This is a genomic window from Micromonospora sp. DSM 45708, from assembly GCF_039566955.1.
Lineage (GTDB): Bacteria > Actinomycetota > Actinomycetes > Mycobacteriales > Micromonosporaceae > Micromonospora.
This window is the reverse complement of sequence record NZ_CP154796.1, coordinates 3,278,747-3,302,651: the sequence shown is the minus strand read 5'-3', so window position 1 is coordinate 3,302,651 and position 23,905 is coordinate 3,278,747. Positions and strand designations below refer to the sequence as shown.

Below are 23,905 nucleotides of genomic sequence, written 5' to 3'. Positions count from 1 at the left end.
CGTCCACCGGCCCGGCCGGACCCCCCGCCGGGGACGGCGAATGAGGGGTCCGTAGGGGTTGGGTCCCAGGTCAGCGCTCAGTAGCGTCCACTCACGGTGACGGGCCGGGTGCCGGCGTACCCCCGTGTGCCGCACCGGCGGCTACCTCGGTGTTCGACGGAATCGATCGGCAGCAACTGCGGGCGGGTGGATCATGGCGGACGAAGAGAAGCTTCTCGAACACCTCAAGTGGGTGACCACCGAGCTCCGTCAGGCGCACCGGCGCCTGCGCGAGCTGGAGGAGCCCGAGCCGATCGCCGTGGTGGCCATGGCCTGCCGGTTCCCCGGCGGTGTGGACTCCCCGGAGCAACTGTGGGACCTGGTCGCCGCCGGCACCGACGCCACCGGACCGTTCCCCACCGACCGCGGCTGGGACCTGGCGGACCTGTACGACCCGGACCCGGACCACCAGGGCACCTCGTACAGCGACCGGGGCGGCTTCCTCACCGACGCCGGCCACTTCGACCCCACCCCGTTCGGCATCAGCCCGCGCGAGGCGCTCGCCATGGACCCGCAGCAGCGGCTGCTGCTGGAGACCACCTGGGAGGTGTTCGAGCGGGCCGGCATCGACGCCGGCACGCTGCGCGGCAGCCGTACCGGGGTGTTCGTGGGCACCGCCGGGCAGGACTACGCGTCGGTGCTGCGCCGGCTGCCCGCCGGCGTCGAGGGGTACGTGCTGACCGGCACCGCCGCCAGCGTCATCTCCGGCCGCCTCGCCTACACGTTCGGCCTGGAAGGGCCGGCCGTCACCATCGACACCGCCTGCTCCTCATCGCTCGTCGCGCTGCACCTGGCCGCGCAGGCGCTGCGCGACGGCGAGTGCACGCTCGCGGTCGCCGGCGGGGCCAGCGTGATGGCCACCCCGGGCGGCTTCGTCGAGTTCTCCCGCCAACGGGGCCTGGCCGCCGACGGGCGGTGCAAGGCGTTCTCCGCCGCCGCCGACGGCACCGGCTGGGCCGAGGGCGCCGGCCTGGTGCTCGTCGAACGGCTCAGCGACGCCCGCCGCCTCGGTCACCCGGTGCTGGCCGTGATCCGGGGCAGCGCGGTCAACTCCGACGGCGCCAGCAGCGGGCTCACCGCCCCCAACGGCCCCGCCCAGCAGCGCGTCATCCGGGAGGCCCTGGACAACGCCGGACTTACCCCGGCCGACGTCGACGTGGTCGAGGCGCACGGCACCGGCACCACGCTCGGCGACCCGATCGAGGCGCAGGCGCTGCTGGCCACGTACGGCCGGGACCGGCCCGCCGACCGGCCGCTGCGGCTCGGCTCGCTGAAGTCGAACCTCGGCCACACCCAGGCCGCCGCCGGCGTCGCCGGCGTGATGAAGATGGTGCTGGCGCTGCGCCACGGCCTGCTCCCCGCCACGCTGCACGCCGACGAGCCCACCCCGCACGTGGACTGGTCGACCGGCGCGGTCGCGCTGCTCACCGAGCCCCGAGCATGGCCGGCCGACCCGGAGCGGGTCCGCCGGGCCGCCGTCTCCTCGTTCGGCATGAGCGGCACCAACGCCCACCTGGTCATCGAGGAGGCCCCGGCCGTCGAACCGGCGCCCGAGCCGGCGGCCACCGTGGACCGTCCGGTCGTGCCGGTGCTGCTCTCCGCCGCCGACCCGGGCGCGCTCGCCGCCCAGGCCGGCCGCTGGGCGTCCTGGCTGGACACCGACCCCGCGCCCCGGCCGCGGGACGTGGCGTACGCGTCGGTCACCAGCCGGGCCGCGCTGGACCGGCGGGCCGTGCTCACCGCCACCGACCCGGACGGCCTGCGGGCCGCGCTGCGGGCGCTGGCCGCCGGTGAACCGTCCGGCGCGCTGGTCACCGGCGAGGCGACCGACCGCGGCCCCACCGCGATGCTCTTCTCCGGGCAGGGCGCGCAACGCGCCGGTATGGGCCGGGAGCTGTACGCGCAGTTCCCGGTGTTCGCGACCGCGCTGGACGAGGTGTGCGCGCACCTGGACCGGGCGCTTCCCCGGCCGCTGACCGAGGTGCTGTTCGCGGCCGAGGGCACGCCCGAGGCGGCGCTGCTGGACCAGACCGCGTTCACCCAGGCCGGCCTGTTCGCGGTCGAGGTGGCGCTGTTCCGGCTGGTCGAGTCGTTCGGCGTCACCCCGGACCTGCTGGCCGGCCACTCGATCGGCGAGGTCACCGCCGCGTACCTGGCCGGGGTGCTGTCGCTGAAGGACGCCTGCCTGCTGGTGGCGGCCCGGGGCGCGCTGATGCAGGCGCTGCCGGCCGGCGGCGGCATGCTCGCCGTCGCCGCCACCGAGGAACAGGTCCGCGCCGACCTGGCCGGACACGCCGACCGGGTCGGGATCGCCGCGGTCAACGGCCCGTCGTCGGTGGTCGTCTCCGGCGCGGCCGACGCGCTGGACGACCTGGCCGCGCGGTGGACCGGGCAGGACGTGCGGGTGCGGCGGCTCGCCGTGTCGCACGCGTTCCACAGCCCGCTGATGACGCCGATGCTGGACCGCTTCCGCGCGGTGCTGGCACGGCTGAGCTTCTCCGCCCCGACGCTGCCGGTGGTGTCGAACCTGACCGGCGCGCTCGCCGAGGGCGACGACCTGCGCACCCCCGACTACTGGGTGCGGCACGTCCGCGAGGCGGTCCGTTACGCCGACGGCCTGGCCGCGCTGCGCGCCGCCGGCGCGGACACGTTCCTGGAGATCGGCCCGCGCAGCGTGCTCACCGCGCTGACCGCCGAGGCGCTGCCCGACGCCGACGGCGTGCTCACCGTCGCCGCCCAGCGGCGCGACCGGAGCGAGACCGAGGCGCTGCTCGCGGCGCTCGCCGAGCTGCACGTGCACGGCGTGCCGGTGGACTGGACGCCCTGGTTCGCCGACACCGGCGCCCGCCCGGTCGACCTGCCCACGTACGCGTTCCAGCGGGAGCGGTTCTGGCCGGACGCGCCGGCCTGGCAGGCCGGGGACGTGTCCGGGGCGGGGCTCGGCGTGGCCGGGCACCCGCTGCTCGGCGCCGCCGTCCGGCTCGCCGGCGACGACGAGGTGGTGCTCACCGGGCGGCTGTCCGTGTCCACCCACCCGTGGCTGGCCGACCACGTGGTCGCCGGCGCGGTGGTGGTGCCCGGCACCGCGCTGCTGGAGCTGGTGGTGCGCGCCGGCGACGAGGCCGACGCCGGCCGGATCCGCGAGCTGACCGTGGCCACCCCGCTCACCCTGCCGGCCGCCGGCGCGGTCCGGGTGCAGGTGCGGGTCGGTGCCGCCGACGACACCGGCGCCCGGCCGGTGACCGTGCACGCCCAGCCCGACGACGACCCGGACGCCGAGTGGGTGCGGCACGCCGACGGTGTGCTGGAACCGGCCGCCGCCGAGGAACCCACGATCGGCGCGTGGCCGCCCGCCGGGGCGTCCGAGGTGGACGTCGCCGGCTGGTACGACGCGTTCGCCGCGCACGGCCTGGCGTACGGGCCGGTGTTCCGGGGCGTCCGCCGGGTCTTCTCCGGCCCGGACGGCGCGTACGCCGAGGTGACGCTCCCCGACGGGGCCGACCCGAGCGGCTTCGGCGTGCACCCGGCGCTGCTCGACGCGGCGCTGCACCCGATCGGCCTGCTCGACGTCGGCACCGGCGACGGTCCGCGCGTGCCGTTCGCGTTCGAGGGCGTGCAGGTGCACGCCGCCGGTGCCCGAGTGCTGCGGGTGCGGCTGACCCGCGCAGGCTCGTCGGTGCGGCTGGTCGCGGTGGACGCCACCGGCGCGCCGGTGGTTTCGGTGGACGCGTTGACGCTGCGTGAGCTGGGCGGCGGCGTGCCGGCGACCGCCGCCGACCGGTCGCTGTACGCGCTGACCTGGCCGGTCGAGGAGGTCACCGCACCGGCCACCGCGCCGGTGTGGGCGGTGCTGCGGCAGCCGCCGGCCGGCACCGGCACTGTCCCGGCCGACGCCGACGCCGACGCCGACGCGGCCACGTCCGCCGCCGGTCCCGGCGGTGCGGCGGAGTATCCGGCTGTGGCGGCGCTCGTCGCCGCCGTGGCGGCCGGCACGCCGGCACCGGACGCGGTGCTGCTGCGACTGCCCGCCGAGCCGGCCGCCGGCCGGACCGCCGCCGACGCGGGCCACCCGACGGACGACGCTCCCGACGGCGGGACGAGGGCCCGGACCGGTGCCGCCGCCGGCCTGCCGGACCGGGTCCGTGCGGTGACCACGGCGGTGCTGAGGACGCTCCAGGACTGGCTGGCCGCGGACGCGCTCGCCGACTCACGCCTGGTGGTGCTCACCCGGGGCGCGGTCGCGGCCACCGACGACGACCGGATCACCGACCTGCCCGGCGCGTCGGTGTGGGGGCTGCTGCGTTCGGCGCAGTCGGAGCACCCGGGCCGCATCGTGCTGGCCGACCTGGACCGGGAGCCGGACGCCGAGGCGCTGTCGCTACTGGCCGGGGTGGTCGCCGACCCGACGTCGACCGGCGGTCAGGTGGCGCTGCGCGGTGACGCGGTGCGCGTACCCCGGTTGGCGCGCCCGGCCGACGACGAGCTGAACCCGCCGGACGGGCCGTGGCATCTCGCGGCGGTCGCGCCCGGCACGCTGGACGGCGTCGCGCCGGTGTCGGCGCCGGTCGCCGAGCCGGGACCCGGCCAGGTCCGCATCGCGGTGCGGGCCACCGGCGTGAACTTCCGCGACGTGCTCATCGCGCTCGGCATGTACCCGGATCCGGCCGCCCGGATGGGCAGCGAGGGCGCCGGCGTGGTCCTGGCCGTCGGCCCGGACGTCACCGACCTGGCCCCCGGCGACCGGGTGCTGGGCATGTTCGAGCCCGGCTTCGGGCCGGAGGTGGTCGCCGCCCGTGAGCGGGTGGCCCGCATCCCGGCCGGCTGGTCGTTCACCGAGGCGGCCTCCGTGCCGCTGGTGTTCCTGACCGCCTGGTACGCGTTGCGGGACCTGGCCGGCCTGCGCTCCGGCGAGTCGGTGTTGATCCACTCTGGTGCCGGCGGCGTCGGCATGGCGGCGATCCAGATCGCGCACCACCTCGGCGCGACGGTCTACGCCACGGCGAGCCCCGGTAAGTGGGGGACGTTGCGGGGCCTGGGTGTCGCGGCGGAGCGGATCGCGTCGTCGCGGACCACGGAGTTCGAGCAGTCGTTCGCCGCCGCGAGCGGCGGCGCCGGTGTGGACGTGGTGCTGGACGCGCTGGCCGGTGAGTTCGTGGACGCGTCGTTGCGGCTGTTGCCGCGCGGCGGACGGTTCGTCGAGATGGGCAAGACGGACCTGCGGGATCCGGCGGTGGTGGCGCGGGAGCATCCGGGCGTCGTCTACCGGTCGTTCGACCTGAACGAGGCCGGCGGGACGCGGATCGGGGAGATGCTGGCCGAACTGCTGGCGCTGTTCGAGCGCGGTGTGCTGTCGCCGCTGCCGGTTCGGGCCTGGGACGTGCGGCAGGCGCGGGCCGCGTTGCGGCACCTCAGCCAGGCCCGGCACGTCGGCAAGGTGGTGCTCACGGTGCCGGTTCCGGCCGATCCGGAGCGCGTCACGCTGGTGACCGGCGCGTCCGGCGCCCTCGCGGGGATCGTCGCCCGGCACCTCGTCGCCACCGGCCAGACCCGCAACGTGCTGCTGGCCGCCCGCCGGTCCCCGGCCGACGACCCGGCGTACGCGGCCCTGGTCGACGAGCTGACCGCCGCCGGGGCCACGGTCCGCGCGGTCGCCGCCGACCTCGGTGACGCGGAGCGGGTGACCGCGCTGCTGGCCGGCGTGGACCTGACCGCCGTGTACCACTGCGCCGGTGTCATCGCCGACGCCACGATCGCGTCGCTCGACGCCGACGGCGTGGACCGGGTCATGCGGCCCAAGGTGGACGCCGCCTGGGCACTGCACCGGGCCACCGCCGGCCTGGACCTGTCCGCGTTCGTGCTGTTCTCCTCGTTCGCGGCCACGCTCGGCTCACCCGGGCAGGGCAACTACGCCGCCGCGAACGCGTTCCTCGACGCGCTCGCCGCCCACCGCCACGCCGCCGGGCTGCCCGCCACCGGCATCGGCTGGGGCATGTGGGCCACCACCAGCACCATGACCGCCCACCTCGACCGGGACGACGCGCGGCGGCTGCGCCGCCTCGGCATGACCCCGCTCACCGCCACCGAGGGCGCCGCCCTGCTCGACGCCGCCACCCGCCGTGCCCGGCCCGCCGTCGCGGCGGCCCGGCTGCGGCTCACCGGCGACGCCGACCGCTACCCGGCGATCCTGCGCGGCCTGGCCCGCCCCGGCGCCCGCCGCGCCGCGCAGGCCACCGGCGGCGAGAGCGGCTGGGCGCAGCGGCTCGCCGGCCTCGCCCCGGACGAGGCGACCGCGCTTCTGGTGGAGCTGGTCCGGGCGCAGGCCGCGGCGGTGCTCGGGCACGCCTCGGCGCAGGCGGTGCCCGGCACTCGGGCGTTCAAGGACCTCGGGTTCGACTCGTTGACGTCGGTGGAGCTGCGCAACCGGCTCGCCGCCGCCACCGGGCTGCGGCTGCCCGCCACGCTGGTCTTCGACCACCCCACCCCGGAACGCGTCGCCGGCCTGCTGCACGGACACCTCGCCGCCGCCGGGCCCGCCGCGCCGGCCACCCGTACCGCCGGGCCGGCCGGCGCCGACGAACCGCTCGCCATCGTCGGTATGGCCTGCCGCTACCCGGGCGGCATCGCCACCCCCGAACAGTTGTGGGACCTGGTCGCCGCCGGCGGCGACGCGATCGGCGGCTTCCCGGCCGACCGGGGCTGGGACCTCGACGCGCTCTACGACCCGGACGCCGAACGGGCCGGCACGTCCACCACCCGGCACGGCGGGTTCCTCGCCGACGCCGGCGACTTCGACCCGGCGTTCTTCGGCATCAGCCCCCGCGAGGCGCTCGCCATGGACCCGCAGCAGCGGCTGCTGCTGGAAACCGCGTGGGAGGCGTTCGAGTCCGCCGGCCTCGACCCGGCCACCCGCGCCGGCACCGCCACCGGCGTCTTCGTCGGCGCCGCCTCCTCCGGCTACGCCGCCGACGGCGCCGAAGGGCTCGAAGGTCACCTGCTCACCGGCACCGCCGGCAGCGTCGCCTCCGGCCGGCTCGCCTACACGTTCGGCCTGGAAGGGCCGGCCGTCACCGTCGACACCGCCTGCTCGTCGTCGCTCGTCGCGCTGCACCTGGCCGCGCAGGCGCTGCGCTCCGGCGAGTGCGACCTGGCGCTCGCCGGCGGCGTGGCGCTGATGGCCACGCCGGGCATGTTCTCCGAATTCTCCCGGCAGGGCGGCCTCGCCCCGGACGGCCGGTGCAAGGCGTTCGCCGCCGGCGCGGACGGCACCGGCTGGGGCGAGGGCGCAGGCATCCTGCTGGTGCAGCGCCTCGCCGACGCGCGACGCGACGGACGCCGCGTCCTCGCCGTGGTACGCGGCACCGCCGTCAACTCCGACGGCGCGTCGAACGGCCTGACCGCGCCGAACGGGCCGTCACAGCAACGCGTCATCCGCGCCGCGCTGGCCAACGCGCGGCTGTCGCCGGCCGACGTGGACGTGGTCGAGGCGCACGGCACCGGCACCACGTTGGGTGACCCGATCGAGGCGCAGGCGCTGCTCGCCACGTACGGGCAGGACCGTGAGACGCCGCTGCTGCTGGGGTCGATCAAGTCGAACATCGGCCACACCCAGGCCGCCGCCGGTGTCGCCGGGATCATCAAGATGGTCCTCGCCATGCGGCACGGCGTGGTGCCGCCGACGCTGCACGTGGACGCGCCCTCGTCGCACATCGACTGGTCGGCCGGCGCGGTCACGCTGGTCACGGACGCCGCGCCCTGGCCGGCCGTCGACCGGCCCCGCCGCGCGGCCGTGTCCTCGTTCGGCATCTCCGGCACCAACGCGCACGCCGTCATCGAGGCGGCCCCCGCCGCGCCGCCGGCCGGTCCCGCGCCCGCCGCCGGCCCCGGCCTGGTCTCCGCCGACGCCGTGCCGCTGCTGCTGTCCGCGCGCAGCGCCCGCGCGTTGCCCGCCCAGGCCGCCCGGCTGCGCGCCCACCTCGACGCCCACCCCGACCTGGACCTGGCCGACGTCGGCTGGTCACTGGCCGCCGGCCGGGCCCACCACCCGTACCGGCAGGTCACCGTCGTCGCCGGCCGCACCGACGCGCTGGCCGCGCTCACCGCCGCCGCGCCGCCGGCCGCCCCCGCCGACGGTACGCCGAAGGTCGTCTTCGTCTTCCCCGGCCAGGGCTCCCAGTGGCCCGGCATGGCGCTCGACCTGCTCGACAGCTCACCGGTCTTCCGGGACCGGATGCGCGAGTGCGCGGCCGAGTTGGCCGGGCTCGTCGACTGGACACCCGAGGACGTGCTGCGCGGCGCGCCCGACGCCCCGCCGCTGGACCGGGTCGACGTGGTGCAGCCGCTGCTGTTCGCCGTGATGGTGTCGCTGGCCGAGGTGTGGCGCTCCTGCGGCGTACGCCCCGACGCGGTGATCGGCCACTCGCAGGGCGAGATCGCCGCCGCGTGCGTGGCCGGCGCGCTCACCCTGCCCGACGCGATGCGGCTCGTGGTGGCCCGCAGCCGGGCGCTACTCGCCCTCTCCGGCCGCGGCGGCATGGTTTCCGTGCCGCTCTCCGCCGCCGACACCGCCGAGCTCATCGCGCCCTGGGGCGACCGGCTCGGGGTGGCCGCGCTCAACGGCGCCGCCGTCACCGTCGTCTCCGGCGACGCCGACGCCGTCGACGAACTGCTCGCCACCTGCGCCGACCGCGAGCTGCGGGCCCGGCGGATCGCGGTCGACTACGCCTCGCACTGCGCGCACGTCGACGCGGTCCGCGACGACCTGGCCGCCGCGCTCGGCACGCTCGAGGCGCGCCCGAGCCGGGTGGTGTTCCACTCCACCGTCACCGGCGAGCCGATCGACACCACCGACCTGGACGCCGGCTACTGGTTCCGCAACCTGCGCGAACCGGTCCGCCTCGCGCCGGTCGTGGACGCGCTGATCGACACCGGACACCGGGCGTTCGTCGAGATCAGCCCGCACCCGGTGCTCAAGGTCGTGGTGCAGGACGCGCTCGACCGCACGCCCGCCGGGACGCCCGGCGTCGTCGTCGGGTCGCTGCGCCGCGACGAGCACGGCCCCCGCCAGCTCCTCACCGCGCTCGGCGGCCTGCACACCGCCGGCGTACCCGTCGACTGGGCGGCCGTCTTCGCCGGCTCCGGAGCCGGCCGGGTGGACCTGCCCCCGTACGCGTTCCAGCGGGAACGGTTCTGGCCCGAACCGGGCGCGACGCACGGCGGCGACGTCACCGGCGCCGGCCTCGGCGCCGCCGGGCACCCGCTGCTCGGCGCCGCGGTCCGGCTGGCCGACGCGGACGAGGTGGTGCTGACCGGGCGGCTGTCGCTCACCGCGCAGCCGTGGCTGGCCGACCACGCGGTCGCCGGCACCGTGCTGCTGCCCGGCACCGCGCTCGTCGAGCTGGTGGTCCGGGCCGGCGACGAGGTCGGCGCCGCCCGGGTACGCGAGCTGACGCTCGTCGCCCCGCTGACCCTGCCGGACGCCGGTGGGGTCCGGGTGCAGGTACGCGTCGGCGCGCCCGACGACGCCGGCGCCCGCCCGGTGACCGTGCACGCCCAACCGGACGGCGTCACCGACGACGCGTGGACCCGGCACGCCGAGGGTGTGCTGGAACCGGCGACCGCCGAGGAGCCGACGCCCGACGCCTGGCCCCCCGCCGGCGCGGCCGAGGTGGACCTCACCGGCTGGTACGACACGCTCGCCGGGCACGGCCTGGCGTACGGGCCGGCCTTCCGGGGCCTGCGTCGGGCGTGGACCGTCGACGACACGGTCTGCGCCGAGGTCGCCCTGCCGGACGGGCCGGCTGACCGCGCCGGGCGGTTCGAGGTGCACCCGGCGCTGCTCGACGCCGCGCTGCACGCCATCGGCCTGCTGCCCGGCGCGGACCGGACGCCCGGACCGCGGGTGCCGTTCACGTTCGGTGGCGTGCAGGTGCACGCGGCCGGCGCGGCGGCGCTGCGGGTCCGGCTGTCCCGCGCCGGTGACACGGTGCGGCTGGTCGCCGCCGACGAGACCGGCGTGCCGGTGGTGTCGGTGGACGAGCTGGTGCTCAAGGAGCTGGGCGCGTCCGTCGTGCCGGCCGCCGCCGACCGGTCCGTCCTCGAGGTGACCTGGTCGGCCCGGGACGTCGTGCCGGCGCGTGAGCCGATGGTCTGGGCGACGCTGGGCGGCGGGGGCCTCGGCGCGGCGTACCCCGACGTGGCCGCGCTGGTGGCCGCCGTCGCGGCCGGCGCACCTGCCCCCGAGGCGGTGCTGCTGCCGGTCCTGCCCGGCCCGACCACCGACGGAACGGCCGGCGGGGACCTGCCGGACCGGGTGCGCGCGGTGACGGTGGCGGTGCTGGCGGAGGTGCAGGGCTGGCTGGCCGCCGACGTGCTGGCCGACTCGCGGCTGGTGGTGACCACCCGGGGCGCGATGGCGGCCCGGGACGGCGACCGGATCGCCGACCTGGCCGGCGCGGCGGTGTGGGGGCTGCTGCGGTCCGCGCAGTCCGAGCACCCGGGCCGGATCGTGCTGGCCGACCTGGACCGGGCGGCCGACGCCGACGTGCTGGCGCTGCTCGCCGCCGCGCCGGCCGGCGGGCAGGTCGCGCTGCGCGACGGCGACGTGCTCGTCCCGCGCGTGCTGCGCCCGACCGGCGACCGGCTCGTCCCGTCGACCGAACGTTGGCACGTGGCGGCCGTCGAGCCCGGCACCATCGACGGTGTCGCCCTGCGGCCTACCGACACGCTGCCGCTCGCGGCCGGTGAGGTGCGGGTGGCGGTGCGGGCGGCGGGGGTGAACTTCCGGGACGTGTTGATCGCGTTGGGCATGTATCCGGATGTGTCGGCGGTGATGGGTAGTGAGGGCGCGGGTGTGGTGGTGGAGGTCGGTTCGGGGGTGTCCGGGCTGGCGGTGGGTGATCGGGTGTTCGGGTTGTTCGAGCCGGGTTTCGGTCCGGTGGTGGTGGCGCGGCGGGATCGGGTCGCGCGGGTGCCGGCGGGTTGGTCGTTCGTTGAGGCGGCGTCGGTGCCGGTGGTGTTCCTGACCGCGTGGTATGCGTTGCGGGATCTGGCCGGGCTGCGTGCGGGTGAGTCGGTGTTGATCCATTCGGGTGCCGGTGGTGTGGGGATGGCGGCGATCCAGATCGCCCGGTATCTCGGTGCGACGGTGTACGCGACGGCGAGTCCCGGTAAGTGGGGGACGTTGCGGGGCCTGGGTGTTGCGGCGGAGCGGATCGCGTCGTCGCGGACCACGGAGTTCGAGCAGTCGTTCGCCGCGGCGAGTGGTGGTGCGGGTGTGGACGTGGTGTTGGACGCGCTGGCCGGTGAGTTCGTGGACGCGTCGTTGCGGTTGCTGCCGCGCGGCGGACGGTTCGTCGAGATGGGCAAGACCGACGTCCGCGACCCGGACCTGGTCGCCGCCCAGCACCCCGGCGTCACGTACCGGGCGTTCGAACTGAACGGTGCCGGCGGCGAGCGCCTCGGCCAGATGCTCACCGAACTGCTCGACCTGTTCGCGTCCGGCGCGCTGACGCCGCTGCCCATCCGGACCTGGGACGTGCGGCAGGCCCGCACCGCGTTGCGGCACCTCAGCCAGGCCCGCCACGTCGGCAAGGTCGTGCTCACCGTGCCCGCGCCCGTCGACCCGGACCGCGTCACGCTGGTCACCGGTGCCAGCGGCACCCTCGCCGGCCTGGTCGCCCGCCACCTCGTCGCCACCGGCCAGACCCGCAACCTGCTGCTGGCCGCCCGCCGCGCACCGGCCGACGACCCGGCGTACGCGGCGCTGGTCGACGACCTGACCGACGCCGGGGCCACGGTCCGCGCCGTCGCGGTCGACCTGACCGAACCCGGCCGGGCCGCCGACCTGGTGGCCGGCGTGGACCTGACCGCCGTCCACCACTGCGCCGGCACCATCGCCGACGCCACCATCGCGTCGTTGGACGCCGACGCCGTCGACCGGGTCATGCGGCCCAAGGTGGACGCCGCCTGGGCGCTGCACGAGGCCACCGCCGGGCACGACCTGTCCGCGTTCGTGCTGTTCTCGTCGATCGCGGCCACGCTCGGCTCACCCGGGCAGGGCAACTACGCCGCCGCGAACGCGTTCCTCGACGCGCTCGCCGCCCACCGACGGGCGAACGGCCTGCCGGCGGCCAGCCTCGCCTGGGGACTCTGGGCCACCACCAGCACCATGACCGCCCACCTCGACGACGGCGAGCACCGGCGCGCCATCCGCGCCGGCAGCGCGCCGCTCACCGACGCCGAAGGGCTCGCGCTGCTCGACGCCGCCCAGCGGCACGGCGGCGCGCACGCCGTGCTCATGAACGTGCCGACCAGCCCCGACCCGACCCGCGTGCCGGAACTGCTACGCGACCTGATCCGCCCGGCCCGGCGGCGGGCCGCCGCGCGTACCGGAGGGGACCTGTCGCTGGCCGAGCGGCTCGCGACGCTCAGCCCCACCGCCCGGCACAACCAGCTCCTCGACCTGGTCGCCGGCAGCGTCGCCGCGGTGCTCGGCCACCGGTCCGCCGACGGCGTCGACCCGCAACGCCCGTTCAAGGAACTCGGCTTCGACTCGCTGACCTCGGTGGAGCTGCGCAACCGGCTCGCCGCCGCCACCGGCCTGCGACTGCCCGCCACCGTGGCGTTCGACCACCCCACCCCGGTCGTGCTCGCCGAGCACCTCGACCGGGAGATCGGCGGCCGGGCCGCACCCGCCGCCGCACCGGCCGGCACCGCGACCACCGCCGTCGACGAGCCGATCGCCGTCGTCGGCATGGCCTGCCGCTTCCCCGGCGACGTCCGCAGCCCCGAGGACCTGTGGGACCTCGTCACCGCCGGCGCGGACGTGATCGCGCCGTTCCCCACCGACCGGGGCTGGGACCTGGCCGGCCTGCTGAACGACGGCGACGACCGGCCCGCGCCCCGGCACGGCGGCTTCCTCTACGACGCCGCCGACTTCGACGCCGCGTTCTTCGGCATCAACCCGCGCGAGGCGCTCGCCATGGACCCCCAGCAGCGGTTGCTGCTGGAGACGTCGTGGGAGGCGCTGGAACGCGCCGGCGTCGACCCGTCCACCGTGCGCGGCAGCAGCACCGGCGTCTACGTCGGCCTGATCTACCACGACTACGCCGGCACCGCCGTCGGCACCGACGACGAACTCGACGGGTACGTCGGCAACGGCAGCGCCGGCAGCGTCGCCTCCGGCCGCATCTCCTACCTGCTCGGCCTGGAAGGCCCGGCGGTCACCGTCGACACCGCCTGCTCGTCGTCGCTGGTCGCGCTGCACCTGGCCGCCCAGGCGCTGCGCCAGCAGGAATGCGGCCTGGCGCTGGCCGGCGGCGTGACGGTCATGTCCAGCCCGGGCATGCTCGCCGAGTTCTCCCGGCAGCGCGGCCTGTCCCCGGACGGACGGTGCAAGGCGTTCGGCGCCGACGCCGACGGCACCGGCTTCGCCGAGGGCGTCGGCATGCTGCTGCTGGAACGCCTCTCCGACGCCCGCCGCAACAACCGCCGGATCCTCGCCGTGCTGCGCGGCAGCGCCGTCAACCAGGACGGCGCCAGCAGCGGCCTCACCGCCCCCAACGGCCCCTCCCAGCAGCGGGTCATCCGGGCCGCGCTGGCCAACGCGCGGCTGTCGCCGGCCGACGTGGACGTGGTGGAGGCGCACGGCACCGGCACCGCGCTCGGCGACCCGATCGAGGCGCAGGCGCTGCTCGCCACGTACGGGCAGGAGCGTGAGACGCCGCTGCTGCTCGGGTCCGTCAAGTCGAACATCGGGCACACGCAGGCCGCCGCCGGTGTCGCCGGGATCATCAAGATGGTCCTCGCCATGCGGCACGGCCTCGTGCCGCCGACGCTGCACGCCGACGAGCCGTCCCCGCACGTCGACTGGGCGGCCGGCGCGGTCACGCTGGCCACGGCGACGGCACCCTGGCCGGCGGTCGACCGGCCCCGCCGCGCCGCCGTCTCGTCGTTCGGCATTTCCGGCACCAACGTGCACGCCATCCTGGAACAGGCCCCCGAGCCGGCCCCCGCGCCCACCACGCCGCCCGCCGTCACCGGCGACCTCGGCACCCCGTGCGTGCTCTCCGCCCGCACCCCGGACGCGCTGCGCGCCCAGGCCGACCGGCTGGCCGCCTGGATCGGGGCGAACCCGGCGGTGCCGCTGAGCGACCTCGGGCACGCGCTCGCCACCGGGCGGTCCGCGTTCGAACACCGGGCCGTGCTGCTGCCCCGCGACCGGTCGGGCCTGCTCGCCGGCCTGGCCGCGGTCGCCGCCGACGAACCGTCGTCCACCGTGGTACGCGGCACCGCCGGCACCGGCCGGCTCGCCGTGCTCTTCTCCGGTCAGGGCGCGCAGCGCCCCGGCATGGGCCGCGAGGCGTACCGGGCGTTCCCGGTCTTCGCCGCCGCGCTGGACGAGGTCTGCCGGCACCTCGACCCGCTGCTGCCGCGACCGCTGCGGCCGGTGCTCTTCGCGCCCGAGGGCGCCCCGGAGGCGGCGCTGCTGGACCGCACCGAGTTCACCCAGCCGGCGCTGTTCGCCGTCGAGGTGGCGCTGTTCCGCCTGATCGAGTCGTTCGGGGTCACCCCCGACGTGGTCGGCGGGCACTCGGTCGGCGAGATCACCGCCGCGTACGTGGCCGGGGTGCTCTCCCTGCCCGACGCCGCCACGCTGGTCGCCGCGCGTGGCCGGCTCATGCAGGCGCTGCCCGACGGCGGCGGCATGCTCGCGGTCGCCGCGCCCGAGGACGAGGTGACCGCCGCGCTCGCCGGGTACGCCGACCGGGTCGGTGTCGCCGCCGTCAACGGCCCGTCGTCCGTGGTCGTCTCCGGCGCGGTCGACGCCCTCGACGCACTGGAGCGCGCCTGGCGGGACCGGGGCCTCCGGACCCGCCGGCTGCGGGTCAGCCACGCGTTCCACAGTCCGCTGATGACGCCGATGCTCGACGGGTTCCGGGCCGTCGTCGACGGGCTCACCCTCGACCCGCCGCGCCTGCCGGTGCTGTCGAACCTGACCGGCCGCGTCGCCGAGCCGGACGCGCTGCGTGATCCCGACTACTGGGTGCGACACGTCCGCGACGCGGTCCGCTTCGCCGACGGCATCGCCGACCTGCGGCAGCGCCACGTCGGCACGTACCTGGAGGTCGGGCCGGACGGGGTGCTCGCCGGCATGATCCGCGACTGCCTCGGCGACGACGCCACGCCGGTGGTCGTGCCGACGCTGCGCGCCGGGCGTACCGAGGGGGCCGCGCTGCTCACCGCGCTCGCCGAGGCGTACGCCGGTGGTGTGCCGGTGGACTGGACGCCGCTGACCGGTGGCGGCGCGCCGCTCGACCTGCCCACGTACCCGTTCCAGCGGCGGCGTTTCTGGCCCGACGCCGCGGGCTGGCGGGCCGGCGACCTGACCGGCGCCGGACTGGCCGCCCCCGGCCATCCGCTGCTCGGCGCCGCGGTGCGGCTGGCCGGCGCGGACGAGACGGTGCTCACCGGCCGGCTCGCGGTGTCCGCGCAGCCCTGGCTGGCCGAGCACGTCGTGGCCGGTGCCGTGCTGCTGCCGGGCACCGCGCTGGTGGAGCTGGTGGTGCGCGCCGGCGACGAGGTCGGCACGCCCCGGGTACGCGACCTCACCGTCACCGCCCCGCTGGTGCTGCCCGCCACCGGCGGCGTCCGGGTCCAGGTGCGGGTCGGTGCCGCCGACGACACCGGCGGCCGGGACGCCGCCGTGTACGCCCAGCCGGACGACGACCCGGACGCGGAGTGGACCCGGCACGCCGAGGCGGTGCTGGAGCCGGCCGCCGCCGACGAACCGGGCCTCGCCGCCTGGCCGCCGCCGGGCGTCACCGAGACGGACCTGACCGGCTGGTACGAGACGCTCGTCGGCCACGGCCTGACGTACGGGCCGATGTTCCAGGGCCTGCGCCGGGCCTGGACCGGCCGCGACGAGGTGTACGCCGAGGTGGCGCTCCCCGACACGACGGTGGCCGGGTTCGCGGTGCACCCGGCGCTGCTGGACGCCGCGCTGCACCCGATCGGCCTGCTGCCGGGCGGGGACGCGCCGACCGGACCGCGCGTGCCGTTCGCGTTCGAAGGCGTGCAGGTGCACGCCGCCGGCGCCCGGCTGCTGCGGGTGCGGCTGACCCGCGCCGCCGCCGGCGTACGCCTGGTGGCGGTCGACGAGACCGGCGCGCCGGTGGTGTCGGTGGACACGCTGGTGCTGCGCGAGCTGGCCGGCGCCCCCGCCCCGGGTGCGGGCTCCCGGTCGCTGTACGCGGTGACCTGGCCGGCCGAGGAGATCCCGCCGGCCGGGGCGGACCTGACCTGGGCGGCGCTCGCCCCGGCGCGACCGGCCGACGCCGGCACGTCCCCGGACCGGCCGGCCCGGGGCCGGCCGGCGACCGGGCGCGGCGCGGCCCGGAAGAACGGCCGGACCGTCGCCGGCTCCCCGGACACCGGCTGGCTCGACGCGGACGGGGCACCGTCGGAGTTCCCGGACGTCGCGGCGCTCGCGGCGGCCGTGGCGGCCGGCACGCCCGCCCCGGACGCGATCCTGCTGCCGATCGGCCGCGCGCCTCGCGCAGCCGGGAGCGGCGCGGCGGACGCCACGGACGCGCCGACCGGCGGTACGGCGCTCGCGTCGGCCGGAGGGGCCGGTGTCGACGGTGACCTGCCGGGCCGGGCCCGGTCGCTGACCGCGGCGGTGCTGGCGGGCGTGCAGGCGTGGCTGGCCGCCGACGTGCTCGCCGACTCGCGGCTGGTGGTGGTGACCCGCGGCGCGGTGAGCACCGGCGACGACGACCGGGCGGTCGACCCGGCCGCCGCGGCGGTGTGGGGACTGCTGCGCTCGGCGCAGTCGGAACACCCCGACCGGATCGTGCTGGTGGACGCCGACGCCGCCCTCGACCGGCGCGCGCTCGGCGTGCTGGCCGCCGTGGTGGCGGACCCGTCCCCGGCGGGCGGTCAGGTCGCGCTGCGCGGCGACCGGGTGTGCGTACCCCGGTTGGCGCGCCCGACGAACGTGGAGCTGACGCCGCCGGCGGCGGGCGGCTGGCACGTCGCCGCCGCGCGGCCCGGCACGCTCGACGGCGTCGAGATCGTGCCGGCCACGCCGGCCCCGCTCGCGGCCGGTGAGGTGCGGGTGGCGGTGCGGGCGGCGGGGGTGAATTTCCGGGACGTGTTGATCGCGTTGGGCATGTATCCGGATGTGTCGGCGGTGATGGGTAGTGAGGGCGCGGGTGTGGTGGTGGAGGTCGGTTCGGGGGTGTCCGGGCTGGCGGTGGGTGATCGGGTGTTCGGGTTGTTCGAGCCGGGTTTCGGTCCGGTGGTGGTGGCGCGGCGGGATCGGGTCGCGCGGGTGCCGGAGGGTTGGTCGTTCGTTGAGGCGGCGTCGGTGCCGGTGGTGTTCCTGACCGCGTGGTATGCGTTGCGGGATCTGGCCGGGCTGCGTGCGGGTGAGTCGGTGTTGATCCATTCGGGTGCCGGTGGTGTGGGGATGGCGGCGATCCAGATCGCCCGGTATCTCGGTGCGACGGTCTACGCGACGGCGAGCCCCGGTAAGTGGGGGACGTTGCGGGGCCTGGGTGTCGCGGCGGAGCGGATCGCGTCGTCGCGGACCACGGAGTTCGAGCAGTCGTTCGCCGCCGCGAGTGGTGGTGCCGGTGTGGACGTGGTGTTGGACGCGTTGGCCGGTGAGTTCGTGGACGCGTCGTTGCGGTTGTTGCCGCGCGGCGGACGGTTCGTCGAGATGGGCAAGACGGACCTGCGGGATCCGGAGGTGGTGGCGCGGGAGCATCCGGGCGTTGTCTACCGGTCGTTCGACCTGAACGAGGCGGGTGGGACGCGGATCGGGGAGATGCTGGCCGAGCTGCTGGCGCTGTTCGAGCGCGGTGTGCTGTCGCCGCTGCCGGTCCGGGCCTGGGACGTGCGGCAGGCGCGGGCCGCGTTGCGGCACCTCAGTCAGGCGCGGCACGTCGGCAAGGTGGTGCTCACCGTGCCGGTTCCGGCCGATCCGGAGCGCGTCACGCTGGTGACCGGCGCGTCCGGCGCCCTCGCGGGGATCGTCGCCCGGCACCTCGTCGCCACCGGCCAGAGCCGCAACGTGCTGCTGGCCGCCCGCCGGTCCCCGGCCGACGACCCGACCTACGCGGCGCTGGTCGAGGACCTGGAGACGGCCGGCGCGACCGTCCGGGTCGCCACCGTCGACGTGGCGGACGACGCCCAGGTGACCGCGCTGCTGGCCGGCGTGGACCTGACCGCCGTGTACCACTGCGCCGGTGTCATCGCCGACGCCACGATCGCGTCGCTCGACGCCGACGGCGTCGACCGGGTCATGCGGCCCAAGGTGGACGCCGCCTGGGCACTGCACCGGGCCACCGCCGGGCACGACCTGTCCGCGTTCGTGCTGTTCTCGTCGATCGCGGCCACGCTCGGCTCGCCCGGGCAGGGCAACTACGCCGCCGCGAACGCGTTCCTCGACGCGCTCGCCGCCCACCGACGGGCGAACGGGCTACCGGCCACCAGCATCGGCTGGGGCGCGTGGGCCACCGGCGGCATGGCCGGGCGGCTCGACGCCGGCGACCGGCAGCGGCTCGGCCGGATCGGCATGACCGGCCTCAGCGCCGCCGAAGGCAGCGCGCTGCTCGACGCCGCCGCCGCGCAACCGCTGCCCGCCGTGGTCGCCGCCCGGCTGCGGGTCACCGGGGACCGGACGCACCTCCCGCCGCTGCTGCGGCTGCTGGCCCCCACCGGCGTACGCCGGCAGGCCCGCACCGCCGACGCGAACACCACCGGTTGGACCGAGCGGCTCGCCGGCCTCGCCCCGGACGAGGCGACCGCGCTTCTGGTGGAGCTGGTCCGGGCGCAGGCCGCGGCGGTGCTCGGGCACGCCTCGGCGCAGGCGGTGCCCGGCACTCGGGCGTTCAAGGACCTCGGGTTCGACTCGTTGACGTCGGTGGAGCTGCGCAACCGGCTCGCCGCCGCCACCGGGCTGCGGCTGCCCGCCACGCTGGTCTTCGACCACCCCACCCCGGAACGCCTCGCCGAACACCTGCACGAACGACTCGGCCACCGGCCGGCCGTCGTCGCCGCCACCCGGGCCACCGCCACCGAGGACGACGACCCCATCGCCATCATCGGCATGGCCTGCCGTCTCCCCGGCGGTGTCACCAACCCGGACCAACTGTGGGACCTGGTCTCCACCGGCGGCGACGGGATCGCCGAGTTCCCCGCCGACCGGGGCTGGGACCTCGACGCGCTCTACGACCCGGACGCCGACCGCGCCGGCACGTCCACCACCCGCCACGGCGGGTTCCTGCCGGACGCCGCCGACTTCGACCCGGCGTTCTTCGGCATCAGCCCCCGCGAGGCGCTCGCCATGGACCCGCAGCAGCGGCTGCTGCTGGAGACCTCGTGGGAGGCGTTCGAGTCCGCCGGCCTCGACCCGCACGACCGCACCACGACCACCGGCGTCTTCGCCGGTCTGATCCACCACGACTACGCCGGTCGGCTCGACGCCTCCGAGGAACTGGAGGGGTACCTGGTCAACGGCACCGCCGGCAGCGTCGCCTCCGGCCGCGTCGCGTACGTCTTCGGGCTGGAAGGGCCGGCCGTCACCGTCGACACCGCCTGCTCGTCGTCGCTCGTCGCGCTGCACCTGGCCGCCCAGGCGCTGCGGGCCGGGGAGTGCGACCTGGCGTTGGCCGGTGGCGTCACCGTGATGGCCACGCCCAGCGCGTTCGTCGGCTTCTCCCGCCAACGCGGGCTGGCCCCCGACGGGCGGTGCAAGTCGTTCGCCGCCGGCGCCGACGGCACGAGCTGGGGCGAGGGCGTCGGCATGCTGCTGGTCGAGCGGCTCAGCGACGCCCGCCGTCGCGGCCACCGGGTCCTCGCGGTGGTGCGGGGCACGGCGGTGAACCAGGACGGCGCGTCGAACGGCCTGACCGCGCCGAACGGCCCGTCGCAGCAGCGGGTGATCCGGCAGGCGCTGGCGAACGCGCGGCTCACCACATCGGACGTGGACGCCGTCGAGGCGCACGGCACGGGCACCACGTTGGGTGATCCGATCGAGGCGCAGGCGGTGCTCGCGACGTACGGGCAGGACCGCGAGACGCCGCTGCTGCTCGGCTCCGTCAAGTCGAACCTCGGCCACACCCAGGCCGCCGCCGGCGTGGCGGGCATCATCAAGATGGTCCTCGCCATGCGGCACGGCATCGTCCCGCCGACGTTGCACGTGGACGAGCCGTCGCCGCACATCGACTGGTCGGCGGGGGCGGTGACGCTGGCGACGGCTGCGACGCCGTGGCCGGTGGTGGACCGGCCGCGTCGGGCGGCGGTGTCGTCGTTCGGCATCTCCGGCACCAACGCCCACGTCATCCTCGAACAAGCACCCGTGGACCCGGCAGGTCCGACGGCCGACGGTGACGCGACCGGAACCGGCGGCGCGGATCACTCCGGCGCGGCGGCTCCTGACCGCTCCGGCGGCGGGCCGGTGCCGGTGCTGCTGTCGGCGCGTACCGACGCGGCGCTCGCCGCGCAGGCCGACCGGTGGGCGCGTTGGCTCGCCGCCGACGAGACGCTGCGTCCGGTCGACGTCGGATGGTCGGCGTTCACCACCCGGCCGGCGCTGGAGCAGCGCGCCGTGGTGGGCGCCACCGACCGGGACGACCTGCTGGCCGCGCTGCGCGCGCTGGCCGCCGGCACGTCCTCCGGCGCGGTGACCACCGGTCCGGCCGGCCCGCGTGGGCGACTGGCGGTGCTCTTCTCCGGGCAGGGCGCGCAGCGCGCCGGCATGGGCGCGGAGCTGTCCGACGCGTTCCCGGTCTTCGCGTCCGCGCTGGACGAGGTGTGCGCGCACCTGGACCCGCTGCTGCCGCAGCCGCTGAGGCCGGTGTTGTTCGGCGACGGTGACCTGCTGGACCGCACCGAGTTCACCCAGCCGGGCCTGTTCGCGGTCGAGGTGGCGCTGTTCCGCCTCGTGGAGTCGTTCGGGGTCACCCCGGACTTCGTGGGTGGACATTCGATCGGTGAGGTCACCGCCGCGCACGTGGCCGGGGTGCTGTCCCTGGCCGACGCGTGTGCCCTCGTCGCGGCGCGGGGCCGGTTGATGCAGGCGTTGCCGGCCGGCGGCGGAATGCTGGCGGTGGCGGCCTCGGAGTCGGAGGTGGCCGCGTCGGTGGCCGGGCACCCGAGCCTGGGCGTCGCGGCGGTCAACGGCCCGTCCTCGGTGGTGGTGTCCGGGCCGGTCGACGCGCTGGACGACATCGAGCGCGACTGGCGGGAGCGCGGCGTGCGCACCCGGCGGCTGACGGTGTCGCACGCGTTCCACAGTCCGCTGATGGAACCGATGCTGGCCGGGTTCCGGGCCGTCCTCGACGGGCTGAGCTTCGCCGCGCCGCTGCTGCCGGTGGTGTCGAACGTGACCGGCGCGCTCGCCGGAGATGAGATCACCACCGTCGACTACTGGGTGCGGCACGTGCGGGAGGCGGTGCGGTTCGCCGACGGCGTGAGCGCGTTGCGGGCGGCCGGGGCGGACACGTTCCTGGAGATCGGTCCGCAGAGCGTGTTGACCGCGCTGGCCGCGGAGATCCTGCCCGACGACGACACGGTGGTGGCGACCGCCGTGCAGCGCCGGGACCGGGACGAGAGCGACGCGTTGTTGGCCGGGCTGGCGGAGTTGCACGTGCACGGCGTCCGCGTCGACTGGACGCCCTGGTTCGCCGGCGCCGCCCGCGTCGACCTGCCCACCTACGCGTTCCAGCACGAGCGGTTCTGGCCCGACACGCCGACCCGGACCGACGCCTCCGACGCCGAGTTCTGGGCCGCCGTGGAGAGCGGCGACCTCACCGCGCTCGCCGGTCACCTCGCCGACGACGCCCTCGACACGCTCGCCCCGGCGCTGCCCGCGCTCACCACCTGGCGACGCGCCCGCACCCGGCGTACCCCGGCCGACCGGTGGGCGTACCAGGTCACCTGGAAGCGGCTCGACCCCGACGAGCGGCCCGCCGCCGGTGGCGCCTGGCTGGTCGTCGCCCCGGCCGGGGAACCCGCCACCGCCGACGTCGCGACCGCGCTGGCCGGCGCGGAGCTGCGCCCGGTCACCGTCGACCCGGCCACCGCCACCCGGACCGACCTCGCCGCCGCGCTCGGCAAGGCGCTCGCGGACGGGCCGGTCGACGGCGTGGTCTCGCTGCTCGGCCTGCACGACGCGCCGCACCCGGAGCATCCGGCGCTGCCCGCCGGCACCGCCGCCACGCTGCTGCTGATCCAGGCGCTGCACGACACCGGCGACACGCCGCCGCTGTGGTGCCTCACCCGGGACGCGGTCGCCACCGACGGCGACGACCCGGTGCGCGGAGTCGCCCAGGGCGGCCTGTGGGGCCTGGCCCGGGTCGCCGGGCTGGAACTGCCCCGGCAGCGCGTCAACCTGCTCGACCTGCCCGCCGGCGACACCGACCCGGCCCGGCTCGCCGCCGCGCTCACCGCCGACGGCGACGAGGACCAGCTCGCGCTGCGCGGCACCGCCCTCTACGCCCGCCGGCTGGTCCGCGCCGCCCCGGCCGCGTCGGCCGCCGCCGACCGGTGGCAGCCCACCGGCACGGTGCTGGTCACCGGCGGCACCGGCGCGCTCGGCGCGCACGTGGCCCGCTGGGCGGCCGGCGCCGGCGCGGAGCACCTGGTGCTCACCAGCCGACGCGGCGACGCCGCCCCCGGCGCGGCCGAGCTGCGCGACGAGCTGACCGGGCTCGGCGTACGCGTCACGGTGGCCGCCTGCGACGTGGCCGACCGGGACGCGGTCGCCGCGCTGCTCGCCCGCCTCGACGCCGACCCGGCGCCGCTGACCGCCGTGGTGCACGCCGCCGGGCTCAACGACGTGGCGCCGCTGCTCGACACCGACCCCGACCGGCTGGCCGGGGTGCTGACCGGCAAGACCGCCGGCGCGGTGCACCTCGACGAGCTGCTCGGCGACCGGCCGCTCGACGCGTTCGTGTTGTTCGCCTCCATCGCCGGGGTGTGGGGCAGTGGCGGGCAGGCCGGCTACGCGGCCGGCAACGCCCACCTCGACGCGCTGGCCGCACGGCGGCACGCCCGTGGCCTCGCCGCCACCTCGGTGGCGTGGGGACCGTGGGCCGACGGCGGCATGGCCACCGACGACGCGCAGCGGGAACTGGCCCGCCGTGGACTGCGGGCGATGGCACCCGCCGACGCGGTGCACGCCATGCGCGTCGCGGTCGGGCGCGGCGACGCCGCCCTCACCGTGGTCGACGTGGACTGGGCGATGTTCGCCCCCGCGTACGCGTCGAGCCGTCCCCGACCGTTCCTGGCTGACCTGCCCGAGGCCCGGCAGGCGATCCGCGCCGCCGCGGAGGTCCCCGCCGACGGCGGCGCGGCGCTGCGTGACCAGCTCCGCGACCTGTCCACCGAGGACCGGGACCGCAAGCTCGTCGAGCTGGTCCGCGCCGAGGCGGCGGCCGTGCTCGGCCACGGCGGCCCGGAGCGGGTCAAGCCCCGGCGGGCGTTCAAGGACCTCGGCTTCGACTCGCTCACCGCGGTCGAGCTGCGCAACCGGCTCAACCGGGCCACCGGCCTGTCGCTGCCCACCACGCTGGTCTTCGACCACCCCGACCCGGCCGCGCTCGCCGACCACCTGCGCGCCACGCTGCTGCCCGACACGCCGACCACGTCGACGGCCGACCCGGCCGAGACCGCGGTACGCCAGGCGCTGGCCACCGTTCCGCTCGCCCGCATCCGCGAGGCCGGGCTGCTGGAGCTGCTGCTCGGCCTCGCCGACGGCGGCGGCCCCGCGCCCGAGCCGGACGGCGCGGAGGTCGACCTCGACGACCTCGACACCGACACCCTGATCCGGCTGGCCCTCGACGGCTCCGAGTCCTGA

1 protein-coding gene is annotated in these 23,905 nt (G+C 77.0%); it reads left to right on the top strand.

Going from position 1 to position 23,905, the window contains the following annotated elements:
- Window positions 1-193 precede the first annotated feature (193 nt).
- Entirely contained in the window at window positions 194-23,905 is a 23,712-nt protein-coding gene (locus VKK44_RS14130) for a type I polyketide synthase (protein ID WP_343447422.1), read from the top strand.

Bases quoted from the DNA above. Each gene is read 5' to 3' on its own strand.
- VKK44_RS14130 (WP_343447422.1), top strand. From the start codon at position 194: ATGGCGGACGAAGAGAAGCTTCTCGAACACCTCAAGTGGGTGACCACC.